Source organism: Amycolatopsis nalaikhensis (genome assembly GCF_030264295.1).
Taxonomy (GTDB): domain Bacteria; phylum Actinomycetota; class Actinomycetes; order Mycobacteriales; family Pseudonocardiaceae; genus Amycolatopsis; species Amycolatopsis nalaikhensis.
On the sequence record NZ_CP127173.1, the window covers coordinates 9,577,437 to 9,598,067 of the forward strand.

General features: G+C 71.3%; 19 protein-coding genes and 1 pseudogene. 8 read left to right on the forward strand and 12 right to left on the reverse strand.

Annotation, left to right across the window (positions count from 1 at the left end; genetic code table 11):
* Position 1: 1 nt before the first annotated feature.
* Positions 2–394, reverse strand: a complete 393-nt coding sequence (locus QP939_RS46490; protein ID WP_285453248.1) for an HPF/RaiA family ribosome-associated protein — start codon at positions 392–394, stop codon at positions 2–4.
* Between the two features lie 120 nt (positions 395–514).
* On the opposite strand from QP939_RS46490, the gene QP939_RS46495 reads away from it, so the two are divergent.
* The 3 genes and pseudogenes from QP939_RS46495 to QP939_RS46510 all read left to right on the forward strand — a co-directional run bounded on the left by QP939_RS46495 (position 515) and on the right by QP939_RS46510 (position 2,575).
* Entirely contained in the window at positions 515–925 is a 411-nt protein-coding gene (locus QP939_RS46495; protein WP_285453249.1) for an ArsR/SmtB family transcription factor, read from the forward strand.
* 104 nt (positions 926–1,029) lie between these two features.
* Positions 1,030–2,340: pseudogene (locus QP939_RS46500) on the forward strand (SulP family inorganic anion transporter); the annotation flags it as partial.
* Between the two features lie 76 nt (positions 2,341–2,416).
* Positions 2,417–2,575, forward strand: coding sequence for a hypothetical protein (locus tag QP939_RS46510; protein ID WP_285453251.1), 159 nt, complete (start codon positions 2,417–2,419; stop codon positions 2,573–2,575).
* Between the two features lie 50 nt (positions 2,576–2,625).
* Here the strand turns inward: QP939_RS46510 and QP939_RS46515 are convergent, their stop codons facing one another.
* A complete protein-coding gene (locus tag QP939_RS46515) occupies positions 2,626–3,858 on the reverse strand; it encodes an acetyl-CoA hydrolase/transferase family protein (RefSeq protein WP_285453252.1) in 1,233 nt (410 codons plus the stop codon).
* A gap of 95 nt (positions 3,859–3,953) precedes the next feature.
* Entirely contained in the window at positions 3,954–4,181 is a 228-nt protein-coding gene (locus tag QP939_RS46520; RefSeq protein ID WP_285453254.1) for a hypothetical protein, read from the reverse strand.
* A 210-nt stretch (positions 4,182–4,391) separates the two neighbouring features.
* On the opposite strand from QP939_RS46520, the gene QP939_RS46525 reads away from it, so the two are divergent.
* Together QP939_RS46525 and QP939_RS46530 are read left to right on the forward strand one after the other, a co-directional pair.
* Entirely contained in the window at positions 4,392–5,417 is a 1,026-nt protein-coding gene (locus QP939_RS46525) for a PNPOx family protein (RefSeq protein WP_285453255.1), read from the forward strand.
* A 94-nt stretch (positions 5,418–5,511) separates the two neighbouring features.
* A complete protein-coding gene (locus QP939_RS46530; RefSeq protein ID WP_285453257.1) occupies positions 5,512–6,117 on the forward strand; it encodes a DoxX family membrane protein in 606 nt (201 codons plus the stop codon).
* Between the two features lie 211 nt (positions 6,118–6,328).
* Here QP939_RS46530 and QP939_RS46535 read toward each other — a convergent pair whose 3' ends face one another.
* A complete protein-coding gene (locus tag QP939_RS46535; RefSeq protein WP_285453259.1) occupies positions 6,329–8,023 on the reverse strand; it encodes a sensor histidine kinase in 1,695 nt (564 codons plus the stop codon).
* A gap of 167 nt (positions 8,024–8,190) precedes the next feature.
* On the opposite strand from QP939_RS46535, the gene QP939_RS46540 reads away from it, so the two are divergent.
* Both QP939_RS46540 and QP939_RS46545 read left to right on the forward strand, forming a co-directional pair.
* Complete coding sequence (locus tag QP939_RS46540) at positions 8,191–9,189, forward strand: Acg family FMN-binding oxidoreductase (RefSeq protein ID WP_285453261.1); 999 nt, start codon at positions 8,191–8,193, stop codon at positions 9,187–9,189.
* 104 nt (positions 9,190–9,293) lie between these two features.
* On the forward strand, positions 9,294–9,749 hold the full coding sequence (locus tag QP939_RS46545) for an enoyl-CoA hydratase-related protein (RefSeq protein WP_285453262.1): 456 nt from the start codon (positions 9,294–9,296) through the stop codon (positions 9,747–9,749).
* Between the two features lie 182 nt (positions 9,750–9,931).
* Here QP939_RS46545 and groL read toward each other — a convergent pair whose 3' ends face one another.
* The 8 genes from groL to QP939_RS46585 all read right to left on the reverse strand — a co-directional run bounded on the left by groL (position 9,932) and on the right by QP939_RS46585 (position 18,636).
* Positions 9,932–11,581, reverse strand: a complete 1,650-nt coding sequence (gene groL, locus QP939_RS46550; RefSeq protein WP_285453263.1) for a chaperonin GroEL — start codon at positions 11,579–11,581, stop codon at positions 9,932–9,934.
* An 11-nt stretch (positions 11,582–11,592) separates the two neighbouring features.
* Positions 11,593–12,618, reverse strand: a complete 1,026-nt coding sequence (locus QP939_RS46555) for an NAD(P)-dependent alcohol dehydrogenase (RefSeq protein ID WP_285453265.1) — start codon at positions 12,616–12,618, stop codon at positions 11,593–11,595.
* Positions 12,615–13,340, reverse strand: a complete 726-nt coding sequence (locus QP939_RS46560; protein WP_285453266.1) for a metal-sulfur cluster assembly factor — start codon at positions 13,338–13,340, stop codon at positions 12,615–12,617. The genes QP939_RS46555 and QP939_RS46560 overlap by 4 nt, the downstream gene beginning before the upstream one ends.
* On the reverse strand, positions 13,337–14,332 hold the full coding sequence (locus QP939_RS46565; RefSeq protein WP_285453268.1) for an amidohydrolase family protein: 996 nt from the start codon (positions 14,330–14,332) through the stop codon (positions 13,337–13,339). The genes QP939_RS46560 and QP939_RS46565 overlap by 4 nt, the downstream gene beginning before the upstream one ends.
* An 82-nt stretch (positions 14,333–14,414) precedes the next feature.
* Positions 14,415–14,765: a propane 2-monooxygenase effector subunit MimD gene (mimD, locus tag QP939_RS46570; RefSeq protein WP_285453269.1), complete on the reverse strand. Its 351-nt coding sequence runs from the start codon at positions 14,763–14,765 to the stop codon at positions 14,415–14,417.
* Positions 14,762–15,865 carry an aromatic/alkene monooxygenase hydroxylase subunit beta gene (locus tag QP939_RS46575; protein ID WP_285453270.1) on the reverse strand — a complete coding sequence of 368 codons (1,104 nt, stop codon included), beginning with the start codon at positions 15,863–15,865 and terminating at the stop codon, positions 14,762–14,764. The genes mimD and QP939_RS46575 overlap by 4 nt, the downstream gene beginning before the upstream one ends.
* 18 nt (positions 15,866–15,883) lie before the next feature.
* Positions 15,884–16,930 carry an FAD-binding oxidoreductase gene (locus QP939_RS46580; RefSeq protein WP_285453271.1) on the reverse strand — a complete coding sequence of 349 codons (1,047 nt, stop codon included), beginning with the start codon at positions 16,928–16,930 and terminating at the stop codon, positions 15,884–15,886.
* Positions 16,931–16,998: 68 nt separating this feature from the next.
* Positions 16,999–18,636: a ferritin family protein gene (locus QP939_RS46585; protein WP_285453272.1), complete on the reverse strand. Its 1,638-nt coding sequence runs from the start codon at positions 18,634–18,636 to the stop codon at positions 16,999–17,001.
* A gap of 187 nt (positions 18,637–18,823) precedes the next feature.
* Between QP939_RS46585 and QP939_RS46590 the strand changes: the two genes are divergently transcribed.
* Complete coding sequence (locus QP939_RS46590) at positions 18,824–20,602, forward strand: sigma-54-dependent Fis family transcriptional regulator (RefSeq protein WP_285453273.1); 1,779 nt, start codon at positions 18,824–18,826, stop codon at positions 20,600–20,602.
* Positions 20,603–20,631: the final 29 nt, after the last annotated feature.

The window sequence follows — 20,631 nt, forward strand, 5'->3', positions numbered from 1 at the left end:
CTCAGTGCCCGAGCCCGGCGGGCTCTTCGTCGGATACGGCGGTGTGGCCGAGCGGCTGGTGCCGGATCGACTCGCCGCCCTTGTGGTGGAACTGCCGGTCGTAGGTGCGATCGAGCACGCTTTCGAGCTTGCGCACGGCGCCGCGGCAGGCTTCGTCGACCGAGCCGGCGTGGTGGGCGACCGACACCGGCCCGTGCCCGGTGGCCCGGGCCGCCAGCACGCAGCGGCGGTCCACGCCGTCGGCGGCCGCGGCGATCCCGTCGCTGAAGTGGACGTCCAGGCGGGTGATCCGGCCGGTGAACCGCGCCAATGCCGACTCGAGCTCGGCTTCGATGCGCCGGGCGAGTGCTTGGCCGCCGTGCACGTTCTTGTCCGTGCTGATCTGGATCTGCATGCCCTGATCATCGGTGCGGCGCGGGGCGCCTCCCCAGGACCACAGGTCCTCACCTCCGGGGACCAAAGACTTCAGGCGATTGATGGATTGATATATTCATCAAACCAGGAGGTGAGGCTGATGCCCGCGAGGTCACGGACGACCGAGCCGCTCTACCGGATCAAGGCCGACCTGTTCAAGTGCCTCGCGCACCCGACCCGCATCCAGGTGCTGGAGGTGCTGGCCGCCGCGGGCGACGAAGGCGCCGCCGTGACCAGGCTGCTCGAAGTGACCGGGTGCGAGGCTTCCCAGCTGTCCCAGCACCTGGCCGTACTCCGGCGGTGCGGTGTGGTCACTTCGACGCGCACGGGCAACGCCGTGGAGTACCGGCTCGCGCAGCCGGTGGTCGCCGAGCTCCTCGTGGTCGCCCGCGCCTTCCTGCTGGCCAGCCTCCGGCCGGATTCCGAGCAGCTCCGGCTGGCCCGTCGGCTGCCACCGCTGCCCGGCGCGAGCCCGCAGGCCGTTCTGGACGCCGTCGCGGAGCGCGTGTGAGCGGGCTTTCGGCGTTCAGAACCCTGCTCCCCGCCCGCGACGACTTCGACTTCCGTCCCCCGGCCGTGCGCGCCGACCTGCTCGCCGGGGTCACCGTCGGGGTGGTGGCGCTTCCGCTGGCGCTCGCGTTCGGCGTCAGCTCGGGCGCCGGTGCCGCGGCCGGGCTCGTCACCGCCGTCGTCGCCGGGGTGGTCGCCGCGCTCTTCGGCGGCTCGCCGGTCCAGGTGTCCGGGCCGACCGGCGCGATGGCCGTGGTGCTGGCCCCGATCGTCGCGGCCCACGGCCCTTCGTCGGTCGCGCTCGTGTCGATCATGGGCGGCGTGCTCGTCCTGGTCGCCGGCGCGGCCCGGCTGGGCAGGCTGGTCGGCTACCTGCCGTGGCCGGTCGTCGAGGGCTTCACGCTCGGCATCGCCTGCATCATCTTCCTGCAGCAGGTCCCGGCCGCGGTGGGCACGACCGCGCCGCCGGGGCGCAACCCGTTCCTCGGCGCGCTGGACGCCGTGACGCACGCGGGCGCCGAGGCCGGCTGGGCGGTGGCCGCGGTCGCCGTGGTCGCGGTGCTCATGCTCGCCCTGCCGCGGCTGCACCGCGGGATCCCCGCGTCGCTGGTCGCGGTCGCCGCGACGACGATCGCCGCCGAGCTCCTCCACCTCCCCGTCCGGCGGATCGGCGCCCTGCCGAGCTCCCTGGACGCCGCGCTGCCCTCCTTCTCCCCGGGCATAGTCGGCGACCTGGCGGGCGGGGCCGTCGCGGTCGCCGCGCTGGCGGCGATCGAATCCCTGCTCTCGGCCAGGGTGGCCGCGTCGATGACCCGCGGCGGCCCGCCGGTCGGGCCGACGCGGCCGGACCGGGAGCTCGTCGGGCAGGGGCTGGCCTCGATCGCGAGCGGTCTGTTCGGCGGGATGCCGGCCACCGGCGCGATCGCGCGCACGGCGGTCAACGTCCGGTCCGGGGCGCGGACCCGGCTCTCCGCCGTGGTGCACGCCGTCGTCGTGCTGCTGGTGATCTACACCGCCACCGGCCTGGTGTCCCGGATCCCGCTGGCCGCACTGGCCGGCGTGTTGATGGTCACCAGCCTGCGGATGGTGCCCGCCGGCACGGTCCGCGACGTCGTCCGCGCGAGCCGCTCGAGCGCGGCGACCTTCGCCGTCACCGCGATCGTCACCGTGGCCGCCGACCTCATCCTCGCCGTCGAGATCGGTCTCGTCGTCGCGGCGTTCTTCGCGCTGCGGACGATCGCCGGGGCCGCGGGCGCCCGCCGCGAGCCGCTCCCCGGCGCCGCCGCGGCGGGCGACGAGCACATCGCGCTGTTCCGGTTCGAGGGCGCCATGTTCTGGGGCGCCTCCGAACGCGTGCTGGCCGGGATCGCTGACGCCGCCGCGGACGTCCGCGTGGTGATCCTGCGGCTGTCGCGGCTGCACCTGCTCGACGCGACCGGCGCGAAGGCCCTCGGCGACACCATCGAAGAGGCTCGAGGCGAGCGGGGTCACGGTGCTGGTCAAGGGTGTGCAGGACCGCCACCACCACGTGCTCTCCGCCACCGGCGCGCTCGGCCGGCTCGGGCACGAGAACCACCTGTTCACCAGCCTCGACGACGCGGTCGAGCACGCCCGATCCCACGCCCGGCGCGCCCCGGCCCCGGCGTCGTGAATGAGTCGTTCAGGTCTTCGGAGGTCCTGAATGACTCATTCAAGACGCGCTTACCGAAGCGGGAAACCGAGCGCCCGCCCGGCGTCGCGGAGCTCGTCGCGGGCGTCGGTGTGGGCGACGTGGTCGACGATCTGGCGGGCCTGCTCGGCGGCGTCGTGCCCCCAGATCGTGGCGGTGCCCTGTTCGCTGACGATGAAGCTGTGCTGGAACGACGTCACCGGGCCGGCCAGCAGCGGCACGACGGTGGACACGCCGGCCTTGGGGTGCCACGAGGGCAACGCGATGATCGCGCGCCCGCCGGGCGAGTGCAGCGCCCCCACCACGAAGTCGGTCTGCCCGCCGAAACCGGAGTAGATGTCCCCGCGCACCCGGCTGGCGTTGGCCTGCGCGGACAGGTCGACCTGCAGGGCCCCGTTCACCGACACCAGCGACCGGCGGCGGGCGATCAGGCCGGGGTCGTTGGTCTTTTCCGTGCGCAGCAACCGGACCCGCGGGTTGCGGTCCACCCATTCGTACAGCTCCGCCGAACCGAACACGAACGACGCCGTGACCGGGACGTCCGGGTCGAGCGCGCCGGCGCGTTCCAGCCCGAGCACGCCGTCGCTGAACATCTCCGACCACACGGACAGGCCGCGCCGGGCGGTCAGCGCGGCCAGCACCGCGTCCGGGACCGCGCCGATCCCGAGCTGCAGCGTGGCGCCCGCCGGCACCAGCTCCGCCACCCGGGTCCCGATCCGCTCGGACACCGCGCTGACCGGCCGGACGACGGGTGAGGCGAGCGGCTCGTCGGCCTCGATCGCGTGGTCGATCTCGTCGCAGGCCAGCACCGCGTCCCCGTACGTGTAAGGCATGTTCGGGTTGAGCTGGGCGATCACCAGGCCGCCGCGGGCCCGGACCGCCTCGATCGCGGCCGGCAGGATGTTCACCTCGGTGCCCAGCGACACCGTGCCGTCCACCGGCATGGACGTGTGCACGAGCACGACGTCCGGCGGCAGCGCGCCCTTGAGCAGGTGCGGCACCAGCGACAGCCGCGACGGGAAGTACCGCAGCCGGGAGCGGCCGCGCATGCCCGCGCCGACGAACGGCGTCTCCAGCGTCACGCCGTCCCGGTCCGGCACCCCGGCCTGGGCGTTGAGGGCGAACAGCCGGTATTCGGCCACCGCCTTGTCCAGCACGCCCAGCGCCCGGCTCGGGGTGGCGAAGTTCCCGCTGACCACGACCCGCGGCACCCCGGCCACCCGGGACAGCACGGCGGCGAGCTGGGACTCGGACAGGGTGCGCATGGTTCGGTCCATTCGGGTAGCGGTCGACGTCGAGTCCATTGCGGACGGACGCGGGCGGTTCCGGCGCCGCTTTCACGGTACCGGTCGCGGGCGGCTCAGTTGTCCGACGTCGTGGTGACGTCGAGCCGGTAACCGGGCACGAGCCGGGCCTGTCCCGGCGTGAACTCGACCCAGACCGAGCCGGGCCGCAGGTCGGGCGTGCGCTCCACGACGGTCCCGGTCCGCCCGGTGAACTGGCCGCTGTGGGCGCGAACGCGCAGCCCGGCGGGAAAACCGCCCACCCGGGCCGGGCCGGGTTCGCGGGTGCGGTGAGCGAAAGTCATGGCGCCTCCCATCGGCGTGGTACCGCTGCTTCGAGGGTGCCGCCCGGTGCGGGGCCGCGAGCAGAGGCGAAAGCCCGGTGACGGCGGGCCGATCATCCCGGCCGGAGAGGCAGGAGGACCCCTCAGGTCGCCGGATCCGGCGACCGAAGTCCCCGCGCTCGTGGTCGTTCGCCCCTGCCGGGAGCGGGGCGCCCGGCGGTGCACTGGGGTATGACCACTGTGGACGAAGAGCGCCGCTCGGGCGGGCTCCTGGTGCGGCTGCTCGGTTCCGGCTTGTCCCCGCTGGTGGACGGGAAGCTCTGCGCGGTGCGCTACCGGCCCGCCGCCTCGGCCACCCCGGTGACGTTCCCGGTGCAGTACGCGCGCTCGGGCGACCAGGTCGTCGTCGTGGCCGGGCACGCGGAACGCAAGCGGTGGTGGCGGCACTTCCGCGCGGGCGCCGAAGCGGACGTCCTCCTGGACGGCCGTTGGCGACCGGCCGCGGGCCGGCTCCTCGACGGGCCCGCCCGGACGATCGCGGCCGAGGACTACCGCCGGGCCTTCCCGCACGTCCCCGTGACGCCGGAGACCCCGGTCGTGGCGTTCACCGCCGCCCCGCGGTCCCCGCTGCGCGGACGCCGTCTCGCCTGGTGGTGGTTCTTCGTGGTGACGCTGGCCGAGTTCCTCGGCTTCGCGGTCCCCGCGACGGCCGGAGCGCTCACGGCGAACGCGTCCGCCGCGGTCACGGTCCCGGTGCTGTTGCTGGGCGGCGCGCTGGAAGGCGCCGCGCTGGGCAGCGGCCAGGCCTGGGTGCTGCGCCGCGCGCTCCCCGCCCTGAATCCCCGGCGGTGGATCGCGGCGACGGCCGCCGCGGCCGCGTTCGCCTACTTGTTGGGGCTGGCGCCGAGCACGTGGGCGTCGTCGATGACCACCTGGCCGCCGGTGCTGCTCTGGCCGGTGGTGACCGTGCTGGGCGTCGCGCTGCTGCTGTCCATCGGCGTCGCCCAATGGCTGGTGCTGCGGCGGCACGTCGCCGGGTCGGCGCGGTGGATCGCCGTCACGGCCGGCGCGTGGCTGCTCGGGCTGGCCGTGTTCCTCGGCTGCACGATGCCGTTGTGGCAGCCGGGCCAAGCCGTGGTCACGACGATCCTGATCGGCGCGCTCGGCGGCCTCTTGATGGCGGCGACCACGGCCGCGCTGACCGCTGTCGCCGTCCGCCGCCTCCCCGAACGCCGACCCGGGATTCCGGCCCCTTGAACGGGCACCGAAGGACACCCGGAACGAGGACCTTCGGCACCAGAGGCGCCGTCGCCCGCGAACGAGACTGATGGCAGAGCAAACGGAGGTAAAAATGTCCATCCAACCGGCGGAAAAGAAGACCACCACGGGTCAGATCCCCGTCCAGCGAGTCACCGAACCGAAGGCGGTTCCCGACTTCGTCGCCGCGCCCGTCGCCGGGAAGTCCCTGGCCGTCCTGCGGTTCGCCACCGGGTTCGTGTTCCTGTGGGCGTTCCTGGACAAGCTGTTCGGCCTCGGCTACGCCACCCCGGCCAAGGGCGCCTGGCTGGGCGGCGGCTCCCCCACCAAGGGCTTCCTCAGCAGCGTCCACGTCGGACCGTTCGAGTCGATGTTCCACGCCTGGGCGGGCACCTGGTGGGCCGACACCCTGTTCATGCTCGGCCTCGGCGCCATCGGCATCGCCGTCATCGCCGGAATCGGCCTGCGCCTGTCCGCCGCGGCGGGCGCGTTGATGATGCTGATGATGTGGACCGCCGAATGGCCCTTCGCCCTCGCGACCAGCACGGGCGAGGCGACGCACTCGACCAACCCGATCATCGACTACCACATCATCTACGCCCTGATCCTCATCGCACTGGCCGCCGCATCGGCCGGGAACACGTGGGGGTTCGGCCGCCGCTGGGCCACCCTCGTCGGCGACCGCAAGTGGCTGCGCTGACAGCCATCCGCACAACAGGCGCCCGCCGGTCGGCGGGCGCCTTTGGCGTTTCCGCCGACCGGGCGCAGGGATGGGCGTGGGTCCTCTTGACGCCGCAGCTCGGCCCAGCCCGAGTTTTCACGTGAAAGCTCGGAGTCCGAGCCCGGGCTCGATGCCGCCGCGGTTGTCTGACCCAATGCCGGTGAGCGCCCGGCGCCTCCGCCGACCGCGCTCAGCGAACCGGCGCGGTCCACTCCACCTTGACGCCGCCGTCAGTCCCGCCGCCGAGGGTGAACGTCCCGCCCGCGGCCTCGGCCCGGTCGCGCAGGTTGCCCAGCCCGCTCGGCGAGATGTCCTCCGCCAGGCCCTTGCCGTCGTCGATCACCACGACCCGGATCTGCTCGTCCTTCACCGCGACCGACACCGACACCGACGAGGCCTCCGCGTGCCGGACCGCGTTGCTCACCGCCTCGCGCACCACCGCCTCGACGTGCTCGGCCAGCTGCGTCGGCAACGTGTCCAGCGTGCCCGACATGCTCACCGTCGGGTGCAGCGGCGCGTCGTCGGTCAGCTCGGCGATCGCGTCGTGCAAGCGGTGCCGCAACCGCAGACCCGTCTCGCCCGCCGCGCCGCCGTGCAAATCGAAGATGGCCGTGCGGATCTCCTGCACGATCTCGTGCATCTGCTCGATGCTCTCCCCCAGCCGGCGCTGCAGCTCCGGGGACTTCGTCCGCCGCTGGGTGCTCTGCATCGACAGCCCCACCGCGAACAACCGCTGGATCACGTGGTCGTGCAGGTCGCGGGCGATCCGGTCCCGGTCACCCAGCACGTCCAGCTCGCGGGCGGCCCGCTGCTGCGCAGCCAGCTGCAACGCCAGCGCCGCCTGGTCGGCGAACGACGCCACCACCGGCAGCTGGCCCGACTCGAACGTCCCCGCCGCGACCTCCCGCGCCGCGATCAGCACCCCCGTCGTGCGGTCCCCCGCCCGCAGCGGCACCACCATCGCCGGGCCGAACCGGTGCTCCCCCAACCTCAGCTCCGCCACGCTGCGCGGCGTCCGGTCCCGGTACACCGCGCCCGGCACGCTGCCCTCGAGGTCGATGTGGAGGCCCGACAGCTCCGCCGCCCGCATCCCCGCGCAGACCGTGACCGTCAGGTCGTCGACGTCCTCACCCCAGTCCTCGTCGACGTCGAGACGCCCGGAGTTCGGCAGGGCCAGCATCGTCACGTCCGAACCGGTCAGCTCCAGCGTCCGGCTGGCGATCAGGTTCAGCGCCTCCGCCGGATCGGTGCCGCCCAGCAGCTCCGTGGTCACCTCACTCGTCGCGGCCAGCCACTGCTGCCGCACCCGCGCCTGCTCGTACAAGTGCGCGTTCTCGATCGCGATCCCCGCCGCCGCGGCCAAAGCCTGCACGACGACCTCGTCGTCGTCGGTGAACGGCTCCCCGTTCTTCTTCTCCGTCAGGTAGAGCCGCCCGAACACCTCGTCGCGCACCCGCACCGGGACGCCGAGGAAGGAGTGCATCGGCGGGTGGTGCGCCGGGAACCCGACCGACGCCGGGTGCGCCGAGATCTCCTCCATCCGCAACGGCTTGGCCTCGTCGATGACCACGCCGAGCACGCCGTGGCCGGTCGGCAGGTCACCGATCAGGCGACGGGTCTCGTCGTCGATGCCGACGTAGACGAACTCCGACAACGACCCGTCCTCGGCGAGCACGCCGAGCGCGCCGTACTTCGCCTCGCCCAGCTCCATCGCCGCCCGCACGATCCGGGTCAGCGTCGTGTCCAGCTCCAGCCCGGACGCGACGGCCAGCACCGCGTCGAGCAGGCCGTCCATCTTGTCCCGGGTGCCGATCAGCAGCTCGATGCGGTCCTGCAGGTCACGCAGCAGCTCACGCAGCCGCAGCCCGGACAGCGTCCCGGCCATCCGCCGGGGTCCGGCCCGTTTCCGGCGACTTCCTTCACTGACACGGTGCCCACAACCTTCGCATCGTTGGTGACCTTTTCCCCTTTCGAGGCCCTGGCGGCTCGGAGGATCGTCGCGGAAGAACCGTTCCGAACCACAGTGTGCCGTGCCACGGCGCGGGGGAAAACATGACACCAGCCATCACGCCGATCGGCCTGCTGGACTCCGACCAGGTGAAGTCGGTGATCAGCGCGGCGACGCTCGCCCCGTCGACGCACAACACCCAGCCCTGGCGGTTCCGCTGCACGCCGGCGGGCTTCGAACTGCACGCGGACCCCGAGCGCGGGCTCCCCGTGGTCGACGCCGACCAGCGGGAGCTGCTGCTCTCGTGCGGGGCCGCGCTGTTCAACCTGCGCACGGCCATCCACGCACTCGGCGCCCACCCGGCCACCACGCTGCTCCCCCGGCGTGACGAGCCGACCCTGCTCGCCGTCGTCCGGCCGTTCGCGGCGCGCCGCCCCGACCCGCGCCTGGTCGGGCTGGCCGACGCGATCCCGCGCCGCCACACCAACCGGACGCCGTTCGAGACCGCCACCATCCCGGCCTCCGTGGTCGCCGAGCTGCGCCACGCCGCCGAGATCGAGCAGGCCTGGCTGCCCCGGCTGGACGCCCACCAGCTGGAGCTGCTCCGCGAGCTGGTGCTCAAGAGCCACCAGGCCCAGCTGAGCAACCCCGAGTTCCTGGCCGAGTGGCGGTACTGGACCGGACGCGACCGCCGCAGCCGCGACGGCGTCCCCGAGTACGCGGCCGGCGCGATGCCCGCCGACGACGGCGGCTGGATCCTGCGCGACTTCGGCACCCGCCGCAGCCCGCGGCGCGGCCGGATCGACGAGGACGACCCGCTGGTGGTGGTCATCGGCTCGTTCGGCGACACCCGCCTCGACCGGCTCCGGGCCGGCCAGGCGATGCAGCGGGTCCTGCTGACGGCGACGGTGGCCGGGCTCGACGCGTCGTTCATCTCCCAGCCGGTCGAGGTGAGCGACGTCCGCGGCGAGCTGCGCACCCTCCTCGGCGGCGGGCTGTGGCCCCAGATCGTGCTGCGCCTCGGCCACGGCCGGCCGGTGCCGTGGACCCCACGCCGCTCCCTCGACGACGTCCTGCTCGACGAGGAGCCGATGAGCGCGTAGCCCGGCCGCGTGGTCTCAATGTGAGACGGAGCACGCCCGGAACCGCCTTTATGCTGCGCCTCGACGGGTTCCAGGGCACGACTTCCCGCGTCGAGGAGGGCATCATGCTGGACCTTCACTACCGGCGGGGAGTCGTCGTGGTCCGGTTCCGGCCGGATCCCGGGCTCCTGGACCGGCTGGGGGCCGCGCTCGCCTACATCGGCTCGCGGCGCTCGATCGTGCTCACGGGCACGGGTGCGGTGTTCGCCCCGGACCTCGCGACCGGGGAAGGCGCTGGGCTGACGGAGGTCCTCGACGCCCTGCGCGCGCACCCCCTGCCGGTGGTCGCCGCGATCAACGGGGACGCGATCGGCACGGGCTGGGCCCTCGCCGAGGCGGCGGACGTCCGGGTGATGTCCGGCGGCGTCATCCAGCCCGACCCGGCGGCGGCGGTGTGCTACCGGGTACGGGCGGCGGTGGCCACCGGGCTCGTCGAGTACGCCACCACCCCGGCGAACCTGCTCACCGACGCGATGACGGTGGCCGGGCGGCTCGAGCCGCAGGTCGTCGCGGCCGGTTAGCCACGCGCTGAGCGCGCTCGGCTACTCCCCCGGCCCACGACCGCGTAGTCACGCGCCGGGTCTCGACACACCCCGCGCACCTTCTCGAACCGCGGATCGCCATCAGCCCACCCCGCGAACCAACGCGAAGACCCGCGCCGGGTACGCCTCAGGAGCGCATCCGGCGCGGGTCTCCTCCCCCGCTAGTAGATGTTCGACGGGCGGACCATGCCCTCCGCCAGATCACCCACCCCGGGCGCGATGATCGCTCCCGGGTTGACCAGGACCTTCTCGACGATCGCCGTCTCGGTCGTGATCAGCAGCGCCGCGATCGACGCCGCGCTCTCCAGGGCCGACCGGGTCACCTTCAGCGGGTCGATGACCCCCGCCGCGAACAGGTCGGCGTACTCGCCGGTCAGCGCGTCGAACCCGTGTCCGTTGTCCATGGCCGCGACCCGCTCCCGCACCGCCTCGCCCTCGTAGCCGGCGTTCTCGGCGATCCAGTGCAACGGCTCGCCCAACGCGCGCCGCACGATCTCGCGGCCCTGGGCCGCGTCGCCTTCCAGCCCCGGCAGCTCGACGTGGGTCGCCGCCTGCGCCAGCGCCGCGCCGCCGCCGGGGACCACACCCTCTTCCAGCGCCGCGCGGGCCGCCGCCAGGGAGTCCTCGACGCGCAGCATCCGCTCCTTGAGCTCGACGCTGGTCGCCGCGCCCACCCGCACCACCGCGATGCTGCCGGACAGCCGGGCGATCCGCAGCCGGAGGCTGTCCTGGTCGTGCTCGATCCGCGCCCGCTCGAGCTGCTTCTCCAGCTGCCCGATGCGCGCCCGCACCGTCGCCTGGTCGCCCGCGCCGCCGATGATCGTCGTCGTGTCCTCGGTGATCGTGATGTGCTCGCAGCGGCCGAAGTCGCGCTCGGTCACCTCGGTCAGCGTGACGCCCGAGTCCTCGCTGACGACCCGTCCGCCGAGGGCGGCGGCCAGGTCCTCCAGCTCGGCGATCCGCCGGTGGCCGAAGCCGGGCGCGCGCACCACGGCCGCGGCGAAGGTGCCGTGCACGTTGCCGCTGACGATCAGCTGCAGGGCCGGTCCGTCGACGTTCTCGGCGAGGACCACCAGCGGCCGGTCCGCGCGCCGGGCCGCCTCCACCGTCGGCATCAGCTCCTGGACCTGGCTGATCTTCTTGTTGGTGAGCAGGATGACGGGGTCGTCGAAGCTCACCTCCATCCGATCCCGGTCGGTGACCATGTACGGCGAGGTGTACCCGTGGTCGAACTCGATGCCGTCGACCACGTCGACGCCCAGCCCCGGCGAGTCGGACTCCTCGACCTCGACGACGCCTTGGCGGCCGACCGCCGACAGCGCCTGGGCGATGACCCGGCCGATGCGCTCGTCGTCGCTGGCGGCCAGCGTCGCGATCCGCTCCAGCTCGGCTTCGCCGGCGACCTCGACCGCGGACTTGCGCAGCCGCTCGACGACGGCCTCGACGGTCTCCTCGATCCCGCGGCGGACCCGCATGGGGTTCGCGCCTTCGCGCAGGGCCGCCAGCCCTTCCCGCACCATCGCCTGGGCGAGCACGGTGGCGGTAGTGGTGCCGTCACCGACCGCGCCGTTGGTCTTCATCGCGACTTCCTTGACCAGCTGGGCGCCCATGTTCGCGAAGGGCTCCTCCAGCTGGACCTCCCGGGCGATGGTCACGCCGTCGTTGGTGATGGTCGGTGGACCGGTCAGCTTCTCCAGCACCGCGTTGCGGCCCTTGGGCCCGAGGGTCACCTTCACCGCGTCGGCCAGGGCGTTGACCCCCAGCTCGAGCTGGCGCCGCGCATCGACGCTGAACCGCAGCTCCTTCGCCATGATTTTTCCTTTCAGGGAATGAGGATGGCCCGGCCGCGGACCTTGCCCGCGCCGAGGTCGTCGATGGCCTGCTGGAAGTCTTCGAGCCGGTACCGGGCGGTGTGCAGCTTCACCTTGCCCTGGGCCGCGAGCACCATCAGGTCCTGCAGATCGGTGTAGGACCCGACGAGGTTGCCGACGAAGTTGATCTCGGTGGAGATGACGTCGATCGTCGGCACGTTGATGTTTTCGCCGTAACCGACGACGTAGTAGCTGCCCGCGCGACGCAGCATCCGCACGCCTTCGGTGGTCGACCCGCCTTCGCCGACGAAGTCGATGACGGCTTCGGCGCCGTGGCCGCCGGTCAGGTCGAGGACCGCGTCCACATGGGACCCGTCGGCGACGACGGTGACGTCCGCGCCGATCTGCTCGGCCAGCTTCAGAGCCGCGGGATTGCGGTCGACGACGACGAGCGTCGCGGCGCTCATCGCCTTCAGGCACTGGATGCCGATGTGGCCGAGCCCGCCCGCGCCGATCATGACGCAGACGTCACCCGGCCGGAGCACGGCGGCGGCCTTGGCCACCGCGTGCTGCGCGGTCAGCCCGGCGTCGGCGAGCGCGGCGACGTCGGCGGGCTCGAGGCTGTCGTCGAGCTTGACGCACGACCGCGCCGACGTCAGCAGGTACTCGGCGTACCCGCCGTCGGTGTCGATGCCGGGGAACCGCGAGTTCTCGCAGTGCACGTCGTCGCCGAGGCGGCAGGCCCGGCACAGGCCGCAGGTCATCAGCGGGTGCAGGATGACCTTGTCGCCGACCGCGACGTTCGTGACGGCGTCGCCGATGGCGTGCACCCAGCCGGCGTTCTCGTGGCCGATCGTGTACGGCAGCGCGACCCCGCTCTTCTCGGCCCACTGGCCTTCGAGGATGTGCAGGTCGGTCCGGCAGACCCCGGCGGCGCCGACCCGGACCACGACGTCCAGCGGCCCGGTGACCTTCGGCTCGGCGACGTCGCGGGCCTCGAGGTTCCGGTGGTAGCCGGTGACTTGGACGGCTTTCATGTGCGGCTCCTGGTGTTCGTGATGACGGGGTCGGTGCCGGAGTCGCCGTACCGGGTGGCGAGCAGTCCCCGGCAGAAGTGGGCGTTGCCCTCGATGGACACGCGGGTGGCGGCGGCCAGCCGCAGCCACAACGCGCTGTCCGCCTTCGCCACCGCGGTGCCGTCGTGGTCGACGAGCACGCGGGAGTGCGACGTGGTGGGCAGGCCGACCGCTTCCCGCCGTCGCAGCAGTGCCGACTTCAGCGGGCCTTCCGGCAGGTCGAACAGCTCCAGCAGCGGCAGTTCTTCGAGCGTCCACGCGCCACCCGCCAGCACCGAGCGGCAGCACCGTTCGACGGCGGCGAGGTGCGCCTTGCGCTGGAAGGTCCGGCGCAGCTCGTCCAGGCTGTCCTGGGCCTCGGCCCCGAACGTACCGACGTACCCGGCCCCGGCGGCCATCCCGGAGTTGATCTTGTCCGAGTCGTGGTGGTCGTCCAGGAACACCCGGATCCGGCCCAGCCCCGGCACGGCCGCCAGCGCGTCGTGGGCGTCGGAGACCATCAGGAAGGCGAAGTTGGGCGCGCAGAACGACGTCGGGAGCCGCAGGTGCACCTCGACGCCCGCGTCGTCGATCGTCACCGAGCGCACGAACCCGAGCTCGGTCACCGGCTGGTCCAGCTCCGGGTCGAGCACCGTCGCCAGCGCGGCGAGGACCTCGGCCTCCACCGAAACCGCGGTGGTCATCGCGCACCCGCGGGCAGCCGCAGCTGACGCGGCACGTCGAGGCCGTACAGCGAGGCCGCGTTGAGCCCGAGGATTTTCTTCTTCTGCTCGACCGTCAGCGCCGGGTACTCCGGCAGGTCCTCGGGGATCTGGAAGTCGACGAACCGCTCGACGAGCCACTTCGGCGTCCACAGCGCGTAGTCGCTCGAGAAGAGGATCTTGTCCTCGCCGATCCAGTAGAGCAGCTCGCCGATGATCTGCGCGAAGTACTTCGGCCGCGTGTGGATGAACGGCATCGCGACCGCGAGCCCGCCGTAGACGTTGCTCTCCTGCGTGGCGATCCAGCAGAAGTCCTCCAGGCGCGGCAGGCCGACGTGCTCGACGATGAAGTTCAGCTCGGGGTAGTCGGTGGCGACCTTGTCGATGTCCGCGACGTCGAAGGCGTCCCGGTCGAGCGGGCGGATCGTCGGTCCCTTGTGGACGTGGATGTTCTTGATCCCGAGCTCGGCGGCCGTCTCGAGGTACCGGCGCGACCACGGGTCGTCGAGCTTGTAACCGCGCGAGTCACCGTGCCACTCGGCCGTGTACAGCTTGACGCCCTTGAGGTTCATCCGCTCGGCGTCCCGGCGGAGCTGGTCCAGGCCGGCCTGCTCGAACCGGGGGTCCCAGTTGTGGTTGTAGGTCAGCTTCCCCGGGTTCCGCGTCACCAGCTCGAGCGCCTCTTCGGTCTGCCCGAAGCCGTTCTTGTAGAACGCGCCCAGCCGGGCGGGCTGGAAGATGGCGTGGTCGACGTAGCCGTCCTGGAAGAGGTCCTTCATCAGGCGGTCGCCACCGTAGTAGGTGTAGGTGTCGTAGTCCCAGACGACTTCCTCGGGGCTGAGGTTGCGGTGGTAGTCGTAGAAGCAGTCGATAAACTGCTTGCCGTGGACGTTGAGCTGGTTTTCGGCCCGCGCGTCCCAAAGTGCGATGTGTGCGTCGACGATGAAGTACTGCTCGCCGTCCTTCTCGTACATCCTCATCCCTTCGTGTCTGGTGGGTGACCGTGGTGGCGGGGCTCTGCCGAGCACCCGCCACCACGGCCGGAACTGCGCGGCGTCAGCCGTGTGCCGAAAGGTCGAAACCGATGTACTCGGCGGCGTCCTCGGGGTTGGCGAAGAGCAGGGTGCGGTCGTCGAGGTGCACCATGCGCCCGTAGTGGGTGGAGCTGATCTCCTCGAAGATCGAGCCGTCGAACGGCTGGCCGAGCGCGTCGGTCAGCTCGTCGTAGTCGAATTCGAGCAGCTTCGTGCCGTCGACCCGGATCATCGACGGGTACTCGACGAGCTCGACGCCGTCCTTGGCCCCCATCACGTCCGCGACGACGCGCCCGATCGGCGTGTTCATCAGGGTGACGCCGCACATGTTCGACGAGCCCGCCTGGGAACCGAACTGCATGGGACTGCTCACTTTTCCAACTCCTTCGGAACGTCGAGCCCGATCTCCTCGAGCAGCTGGGCGAACTTCTCCTTGGTCGCGGCGAGCGAGTCGGCGAACGTCCGGGTCTTCTCGGCGGGCTGCGACCAGATCGGCTGCAGCGCGTGCGCGGCGTCCAGGCACCGGGGCACCCAGGTCGAGAGCCACCGGCCGAACAGTTCCTTGTTGCCGGCGGCGAACTGCTCGTCGCGGGTGAGCAGGCGGAACAGCGCGCGGGTGTAGGCGAGGTCGCGGCTGTAGTCGTACTCGCCGGTGCCGACGAGGGTCGGGGTGATGTAGTCGCCGTTCTTGGCGGAGATCTGCATCACCAGCTCCGACCGGAAGAGCTGGCCGACGAGCTGCTCGAAGACGACGTTGGTGGCGAACAGCAGCTCGGCCCAGTCGCCGACGGCGGTCAGCTCCTCGACGACGCGCCGGGTGGGCTGCCACTCCTCGGCCGACTGCCAGACCTCCTTGTGGACGCCGCCGTCGAAGGTGTCGAGCGACTCGGCCAGGTCGAGGTTGAACAGCGCGAGGTCCTGGGCGAAGCGCATCTTGTGGGCGGCGTTCACCGCGACCGCGGTGTTGATCATGTTCGTCGGGCCCGAGCGCTGGATCGAGGTGAACACGTGCAGCGCCATCCCGTTCTCGGCGTGCATCCAGGCGCCGAGGTTGCGGGCGATGAACTTCTGCCAGGCGGGGTTCCAGCCGTCGTAGGCGTTGGCGCGCTTGGCGTTCTCCAGGCCGAGGGCGACCTGCCGGACCACCGCGGAGTTGTTGCGGTAGAGGGTCTGCTCCCACTCCTCGTTCGGGTCGAGGAAGGCGTGCCAGTTCGAGGACTTCGCCTGGGTCCACTCCTGCGGGTAGCCGCCGGGCCCGTTGCCGAAGCCGTAGATCCAGCCCTGCGAGAGGTGGCGTTCGGGGTCGGGCTGCACGTCGACGGTCACGTCCTCGTACACCGTCGCCCGCAGCTTGGCCGGCTTGAAGTACGAGTACGCGCGGCTCTTGGAGCTGGGGAACTCCAGCGCGCCGGCTTCGGAGTCGGTGAACTCCACCTTCGGGAAGCTGCGCACCTTCGGCGCTGGTGTTGCCATGTGTGCTTTCTCCTCTGACTAGTCGTCGTTGACCGAGGTCGTGAACTTGTCGTAGAACACCTGGTCGTCCGGAACTCCTTGGCGTGCGGCCAGGTCGAGCGCGGCGTCGACCATCGGCGGCGGCCCGCACAGGTAGACCTCGCTGCGGTGCAGCTCGGGCTCCCGCGCCTCGACGACGTCGGTGACCATGCCCGCGGCCGCCGTCACGTCGAGCGCGTCGCCGCCGTCGCCGGATTCGGACAGGGCGACGACGAACTCGAAGTCCGCCAGCCGCTCGCCCAGCGCGCGGATCTCGTCGAGGTAGAAGAGGTCCGCGGGGGTGCGGGCGCCGTAGTAGAAGCGGATCCGGCGGGTGTCGCCGGTTTCGCTCAGGTGCCGCAGCAGGGCGAGCACGGGGGCCATCCCGGCCCCGCCCGCCAGGAGCACCAGCGGCAGCACGTGCCCCTTCTTGAGGGTGAAGTTGCCGTACGGGCCGCGCAGGTCGATCGGGTGACCGACCTCGATGCCGCTTTCGAGCAGCGACGAGAACTTCCCGCCCGGGTACTTCTTGATGACGAACTCCACGTGGTCCGTTGTGGACGGTGTGGTCGCCATCGAGAAGGACCGCTTTTCCTCGGTGCCCGGGATGGTCAGCTCGGCGTACTGCCCCGGCTTGAACTCCAGCGCCGCGGGTTCGACCGGCTTGAGCTTGAGGCCGACGATGTCGTGCGTGTGCTCGACGATCTCGACGACCTCGGTCCGGACGTCCTGCAGTGGTGCGGAGTTGAGCAGTTCCTCCTCGTCGAAGTTGAGCAGCTCGATGGTGCAGTCGCTGAAGGCGTGCGCGCGGCAGAGCAGCACGTAGCCCTCTTCGACCTCGGCGTCGTTGCAGGCGAACGTCGAGTAGCGCTCCATCTGGATCTCGCCGTCGAGGACGTAGGACTTGCACGCCGAGCACTGGCCCTCACGGCAGCCGTGCATGAGGTGGATGCCCTGGCGGAAGGCGGCGTCGAGGATCTTCTCGTCCTCACCGACTTCCATCTCGATGTCGACCGGTTCGAAGGAGATGCGGTGCTTGTCGGCCATGGGTGTCTCGATTCTCGGGAACGGACGACGGCGGCGGGCGCCGCCGTCGTCCGCGGGTCCTCGGGCCGTCAGGCGACCGTGACGTTGGGGTTGGCGCGGTAGGCCGCGGCCCACCGCTCGCGCTCCTCGTCCGACATCTGGTTGAGGGTCACGTTCGGGCTGGCGAACCGGATCCCGCGCAGGTCGTCGAGCGTCCAGAGCTTCTTGGGGTCGTCGAGGTCCAGGTGCGGCTGCGGGATCAGCGTCTTGCCGTCGTCGCGGACGTACCCGAGGTCGGCGACGATGTCGGCCAGATCGCGGTCGTGGTGCAGGGTTTCCCACTCGCGCTGCCCGGTGAGCCGGCCCATGTTCGGCGTGGCCCGGCCCTCGTACTCCGGCCGGAACGCGACCTTGTCGGTCCAGGCGCAGGTCTCCGAGCAGTAGGTCCGCCACTGGTCGTCGACCTTGTCGACCACCAGGTCCTCGCGGACCAGGCACGGCACCATGCACGTCCAGCAGCGGTGCGGGTACTCGTAGCCGACGTCCTCGAACGCGATCGGCTTGTTGCGGCCCGGCTTGCTGAGCCGGTTGTAGGCCTCCCACCACTTGCCGAACTGGTCGTACCAGCCCGGGTATTTGTGCTCGAACCACTCGAAGTCGGCATCGGTCATGCCGTCGATCCGCCAGTAGTTCACCGGCCAGCCGGTGGCGAAGAACTGCGCGACGCGGTGGACGTAGAACTTGTTCGTGATCCGGTTCCACGCCTCCTCGACGAGGTCGTGCGGGATCACCAGGCCGTACTTCTCCAGCGGCAGCAGGTAGCTGCGGTAGTAGTCGTCGTAGATCCAGCGGCGCCACATCTCCGCGTAGGACTCGCGGTCCTTGCGGCGGTCCTTGGTGCCGTACTCGATGAAGGTGCCGATCGCGGCGTCGACGACGCAGTGGTTGTTCCACCACGCGTAGCGCAGGTCGCGCTCGAGCAGCGGGCGGTTGCGCTCGTCGGCCAGCGCCATCAGCAGGATCGAGTAGCCGTTGCTGATGTGGCGCGACTCGTCGGACTGCACCGAGTGGAACACCGTCGGCAGCAGGTAGTCGCCGTTGGCCGCCGCCTCGTCGGGCATCGCGACGAACAGCGTGTTGGTGAACGCCGTTTCCGCGACGACGGTCAGGTAGATGTTCGCCGCGGTGATCGCGTCACCGGTGATGAACCCCTCGCCGAACTGGCGGCCGATGGTGCCCGCGTAGTTGTTCGCGAACGCCTTCTCCGTGATGTCGAAGCCCGCCGGGTCGATGTAGTTGTTCATGTAGAGCTTTTTGAGGTTCATCTGGATCGTCGAGTGGCGGACCTCGTCGATCATCTGCACCGCGAGTCCGTTGTGGATCTCGGGGTTCGGCACCGCGTCGATCGCCATCGGCATCGCGCGGGCGGCCGAGATCTCCGGGAACGGGATGATCGAGAGGAACAGCTTCTGCCATTCGAGCCAGCGCTGCTGCACCTGCCGGAACATGTTGCCGCGGATCGCGCCGTCCATCGCGCCGAAGACGCGGTTGTCCTTCTCCTCCTCCATCGGGAAGTAGGAGCGCATGATCTGCTTCAGCGGGTCCTTTTTGGGCGCCTTCTCGAACGTGTAGTCCGTCCCGAAGCGGGTGGCCGGCGTGGCGAACGTCGGCTCCCACGACAGCTCCGTGATCTTGTTGTGCGCTTTGGTGAGACTCTGCCTGCTCAAAATCGGCCTCCTCGAAACCGGGGTCTCTCAGCCCGGCCGGTCGTCTGACGGAGGAGAGTGTGTTGCGGATCGCACCCGGGTTCTGTCTCAATGTGAGATGGAGCGGGCCGCGGTTGTGGGCGACGATGTCGGGCACGGGCAGGGCCACCACACTGCCCGAGGGCACCGACCGTCAAAGGAGACGCTGGTGACGACGCGAGAAGACCGGCCGATGCGCGACCTGCGGGAGATGTTCCTGTCCTCCCCGCTGCCCGAGGTTCCCGGCGTGCGGGACGTCATCAGCGCCTCCTGGCGCCGGGCGGTCGAAAACCGCGTCGCCGCCGACGCCCCCGACCCGGTTTTCGTCACCGACCGCGACGAAGAGAGCCTGCTGGCGCACTGCGCGACACCCGTTCTGGCGAACCTTTCGGAGGAGATGGCCAACCACCCCGTGGCGATCCTGCTGACGGACGCGAACGGTCTCGTGGTCAGCCGCGTGAGCACCGACGGCGCCTTGACCTCCGGGCTGGACAGCATCTCGCTCGCGCCCGGCTACAGCTACGCCGAGGAGTCGGTGGGGACCAACGGGATCGGCACCGCGCTCGAATGCCAGAAGTCGGTCCTGGTGTCGGGTTTCGAGCACTTCAACAGCAGCCTCACCGAGTTCGAGTGCGCGGGCGCGCCGATCATTCACCCGATCCGGGGACACCTGGCCGGGGTGCTCGACCTGACGTCCTGGGCGGACACGTCCGGCCCGCTGCTCCTGACGCTGGCGCGCACGACGGCCAAGCGGATCGAGGAGGCGATGCTGGCCAACACCGGCGCGCGGGAGCTCAGCCTGTTCCGCGAGTACCTCGCGTCCTGCCAGCGCGGCTCCGGGGCGATCCTGGCCGTCAACGAGGACGTCGTGATGGTCAACAGCCACGCCGAGGAGCTCTACGACGTGACCGACCGCGCCGCGCTCATCACCCACACGGCGGACCTGGTCGGGTCGACGAAGCCGGTGACCGTCGTCGCCGACCTGCCGTCGGGCACCATCGCCCGGTTGGAGTACCGGCCGGTCTACAGCGGCACGACCCTCGCCGGCGGCGTGTTCCGCGTCAAGAACCAGGCCCACTCCCGCCGCCGGGCCACGCGCAAGGACCTGCAGCTCCCCGGCCTCGTGGGCGCCAACCCGCAGTGGCGGCAGGCGTGCGCCACGGCCGACGGCAGCTTCGCCGACGGGAGCTGGCTGGTCCTGAGCGGCGAAAGCGGCGTCGGCAAGACGGCGATGGCGCGGGCCGTCGCGGTCCGGCACGGGCGCCGTCCGGTGCTCGTCGACTGCACGGCCGTCGCGGACGGCTACGAGGAGTGGGTCGAGGACCTGGCCGACGACGTGACCCGCGGCGAACCGCCGGTGGTCGTCATCCGGCGCGCCGACGCCCTCACCGAGGACGGCCTGCACCGGCTCACCGACCTGCTGACCGGCTGGCAGGGCGCACCGCCGGACCAGGCGCCGGCCTGGCTCGTGGCGACGCTCGGTGACGAACCGGCGAACCCGGACGTCCAGGGCCGCCTGATGCCGTTCTTCGCGCACACGGTCGAGGTCCCGCCGCTGCGCCACCGGCTCGACGACCTGCAGCGCCTGGTCCCCCACCTGCTCGCCCGCCACGCGGCGAACCGGCCGCTGACGGTGTCGGACGGCTGCCTGCGCCAGTTGATGCGGCTGCCGTGGGCGGGCAACGTCCGCCAGCTGGACCAGGTCCTCGCCGACGCCGCCCGCCGCCGCCGGAGCGGCACGATCGAGGTGACGGACCTCCCGGCGGAGTGCCGCACGTTCACCCGCCGCCAGCTGACGAAGCTGGAGTCGATCGAGCGCGACGCGATAGTCCGCAGCCTGGCGGCCAACCGCGGCAACAAGGAACACGCGGCGGCGGACCTGGGCATGTCCCGGGCGACGATCTACCGCAAGATCCGCGCGTTCGGCATCGTGGCGGACCATTCGTAGCCCGGGGAGCCGGGTGGAAGCGGAGGGGT

Bases quoted from the DNA above. Each gene is read 5' to 3' on its own strand.
- QP939_RS46520 (WP_285453254.1), bottom strand. From the start codon at position 4,181: ATGACTTTCGCTCACCGCACCCGCGAACCCGGCCCGGCCCGGGTGGGC.
- QP939_RS46490 (WP_285453248.1), bottom strand. From the start codon at position 394: ATGCAGATCCAGATCAGCACGGACAAGAACGTGCACGGCGGCCAAGCA.
- QP939_RS46545 (WP_285453262.1), top strand. From the start codon at position 9,294: ATGCTGGACCTTCACTACCGGCGGGGAGTCGTCGTGGTCCGGTTCCGG.
- QP939_RS46530 (WP_285453257.1), top strand. From the start codon at position 5,512: ATGTCCATCCAACCGGCGGAAAAGAAGACCACCACGGGTCAGATCCCC.
- QP939_RS46525 (WP_285453255.1), top strand. From the start codon at position 4,392: ATGACCACTGTGGACGAAGAGCGCCGCTCGGGCGGGCTCCTGGTGCGG.
- QP939_RS46495 (WP_285453249.1), top strand. From the start codon at position 515: ATGCCCGCGAGGTCACGGACGACCGAGCCGCTCTACCGGATCAAGGCC.
- QP939_RS46555 (WP_285453265.1), bottom strand. From the start codon at position 12,618: ATGAAAGCCGTCCAAGTCACCGGCTACCACCGGAACCTCGAGGCCCGC.
- QP939_RS46540 (WP_285453261.1), top strand. From the start codon at position 8,191: ATGACACCAGCCATCACGCCGATCGGCCTGCTGGACTCCGACCAGGTG.
- groL (WP_285453263.1), bottom strand. From the start codon at position 11,581: ATGGCGAAGGAGCTGCGGTTCAGCGTCGATGCGCGGCGCCAGCTCGAG.
- QP939_RS46560 (WP_285453266.1), bottom strand. From the start codon at position 13,340: ATGACCACCGCGGTTTCGGTGGAGGCCGAGGTCCTCGCCGCGCTGGCG.
- QP939_RS46565 (WP_285453268.1), bottom strand. From the start codon at position 14,332: ATGTACGAGAAGGACGGCGAGCAGTACTTCATCGTCGACGCACACATC.
- QP939_RS46515 (WP_285453252.1), bottom strand. From the start codon at position 3,858: ATGCGCACCCTGTCCGAGTCCCAGCTCGCCGCCGTGCTGTCCCGGGTG.
- QP939_RS46535 (WP_285453259.1), bottom strand. From the start codon at position 8,023: ATGGCCGGGACGCTGTCCGGGCTGCGGCTGCGTGAGCTGCTGCGTGAC.
- QP939_RS46575 (WP_285453270.1), bottom strand. From the start codon at position 15,865: ATGGCAACACCAGCGCCGAAGGTGCGCAGCTTCCCGAAGGTGGAGTTC.
- QP939_RS46580 (WP_285453271.1), bottom strand. From the start codon at position 16,930: ATGGCCGACAAGCACCGCATCTCCTTCGAACCGGTCGACATCGAGATG.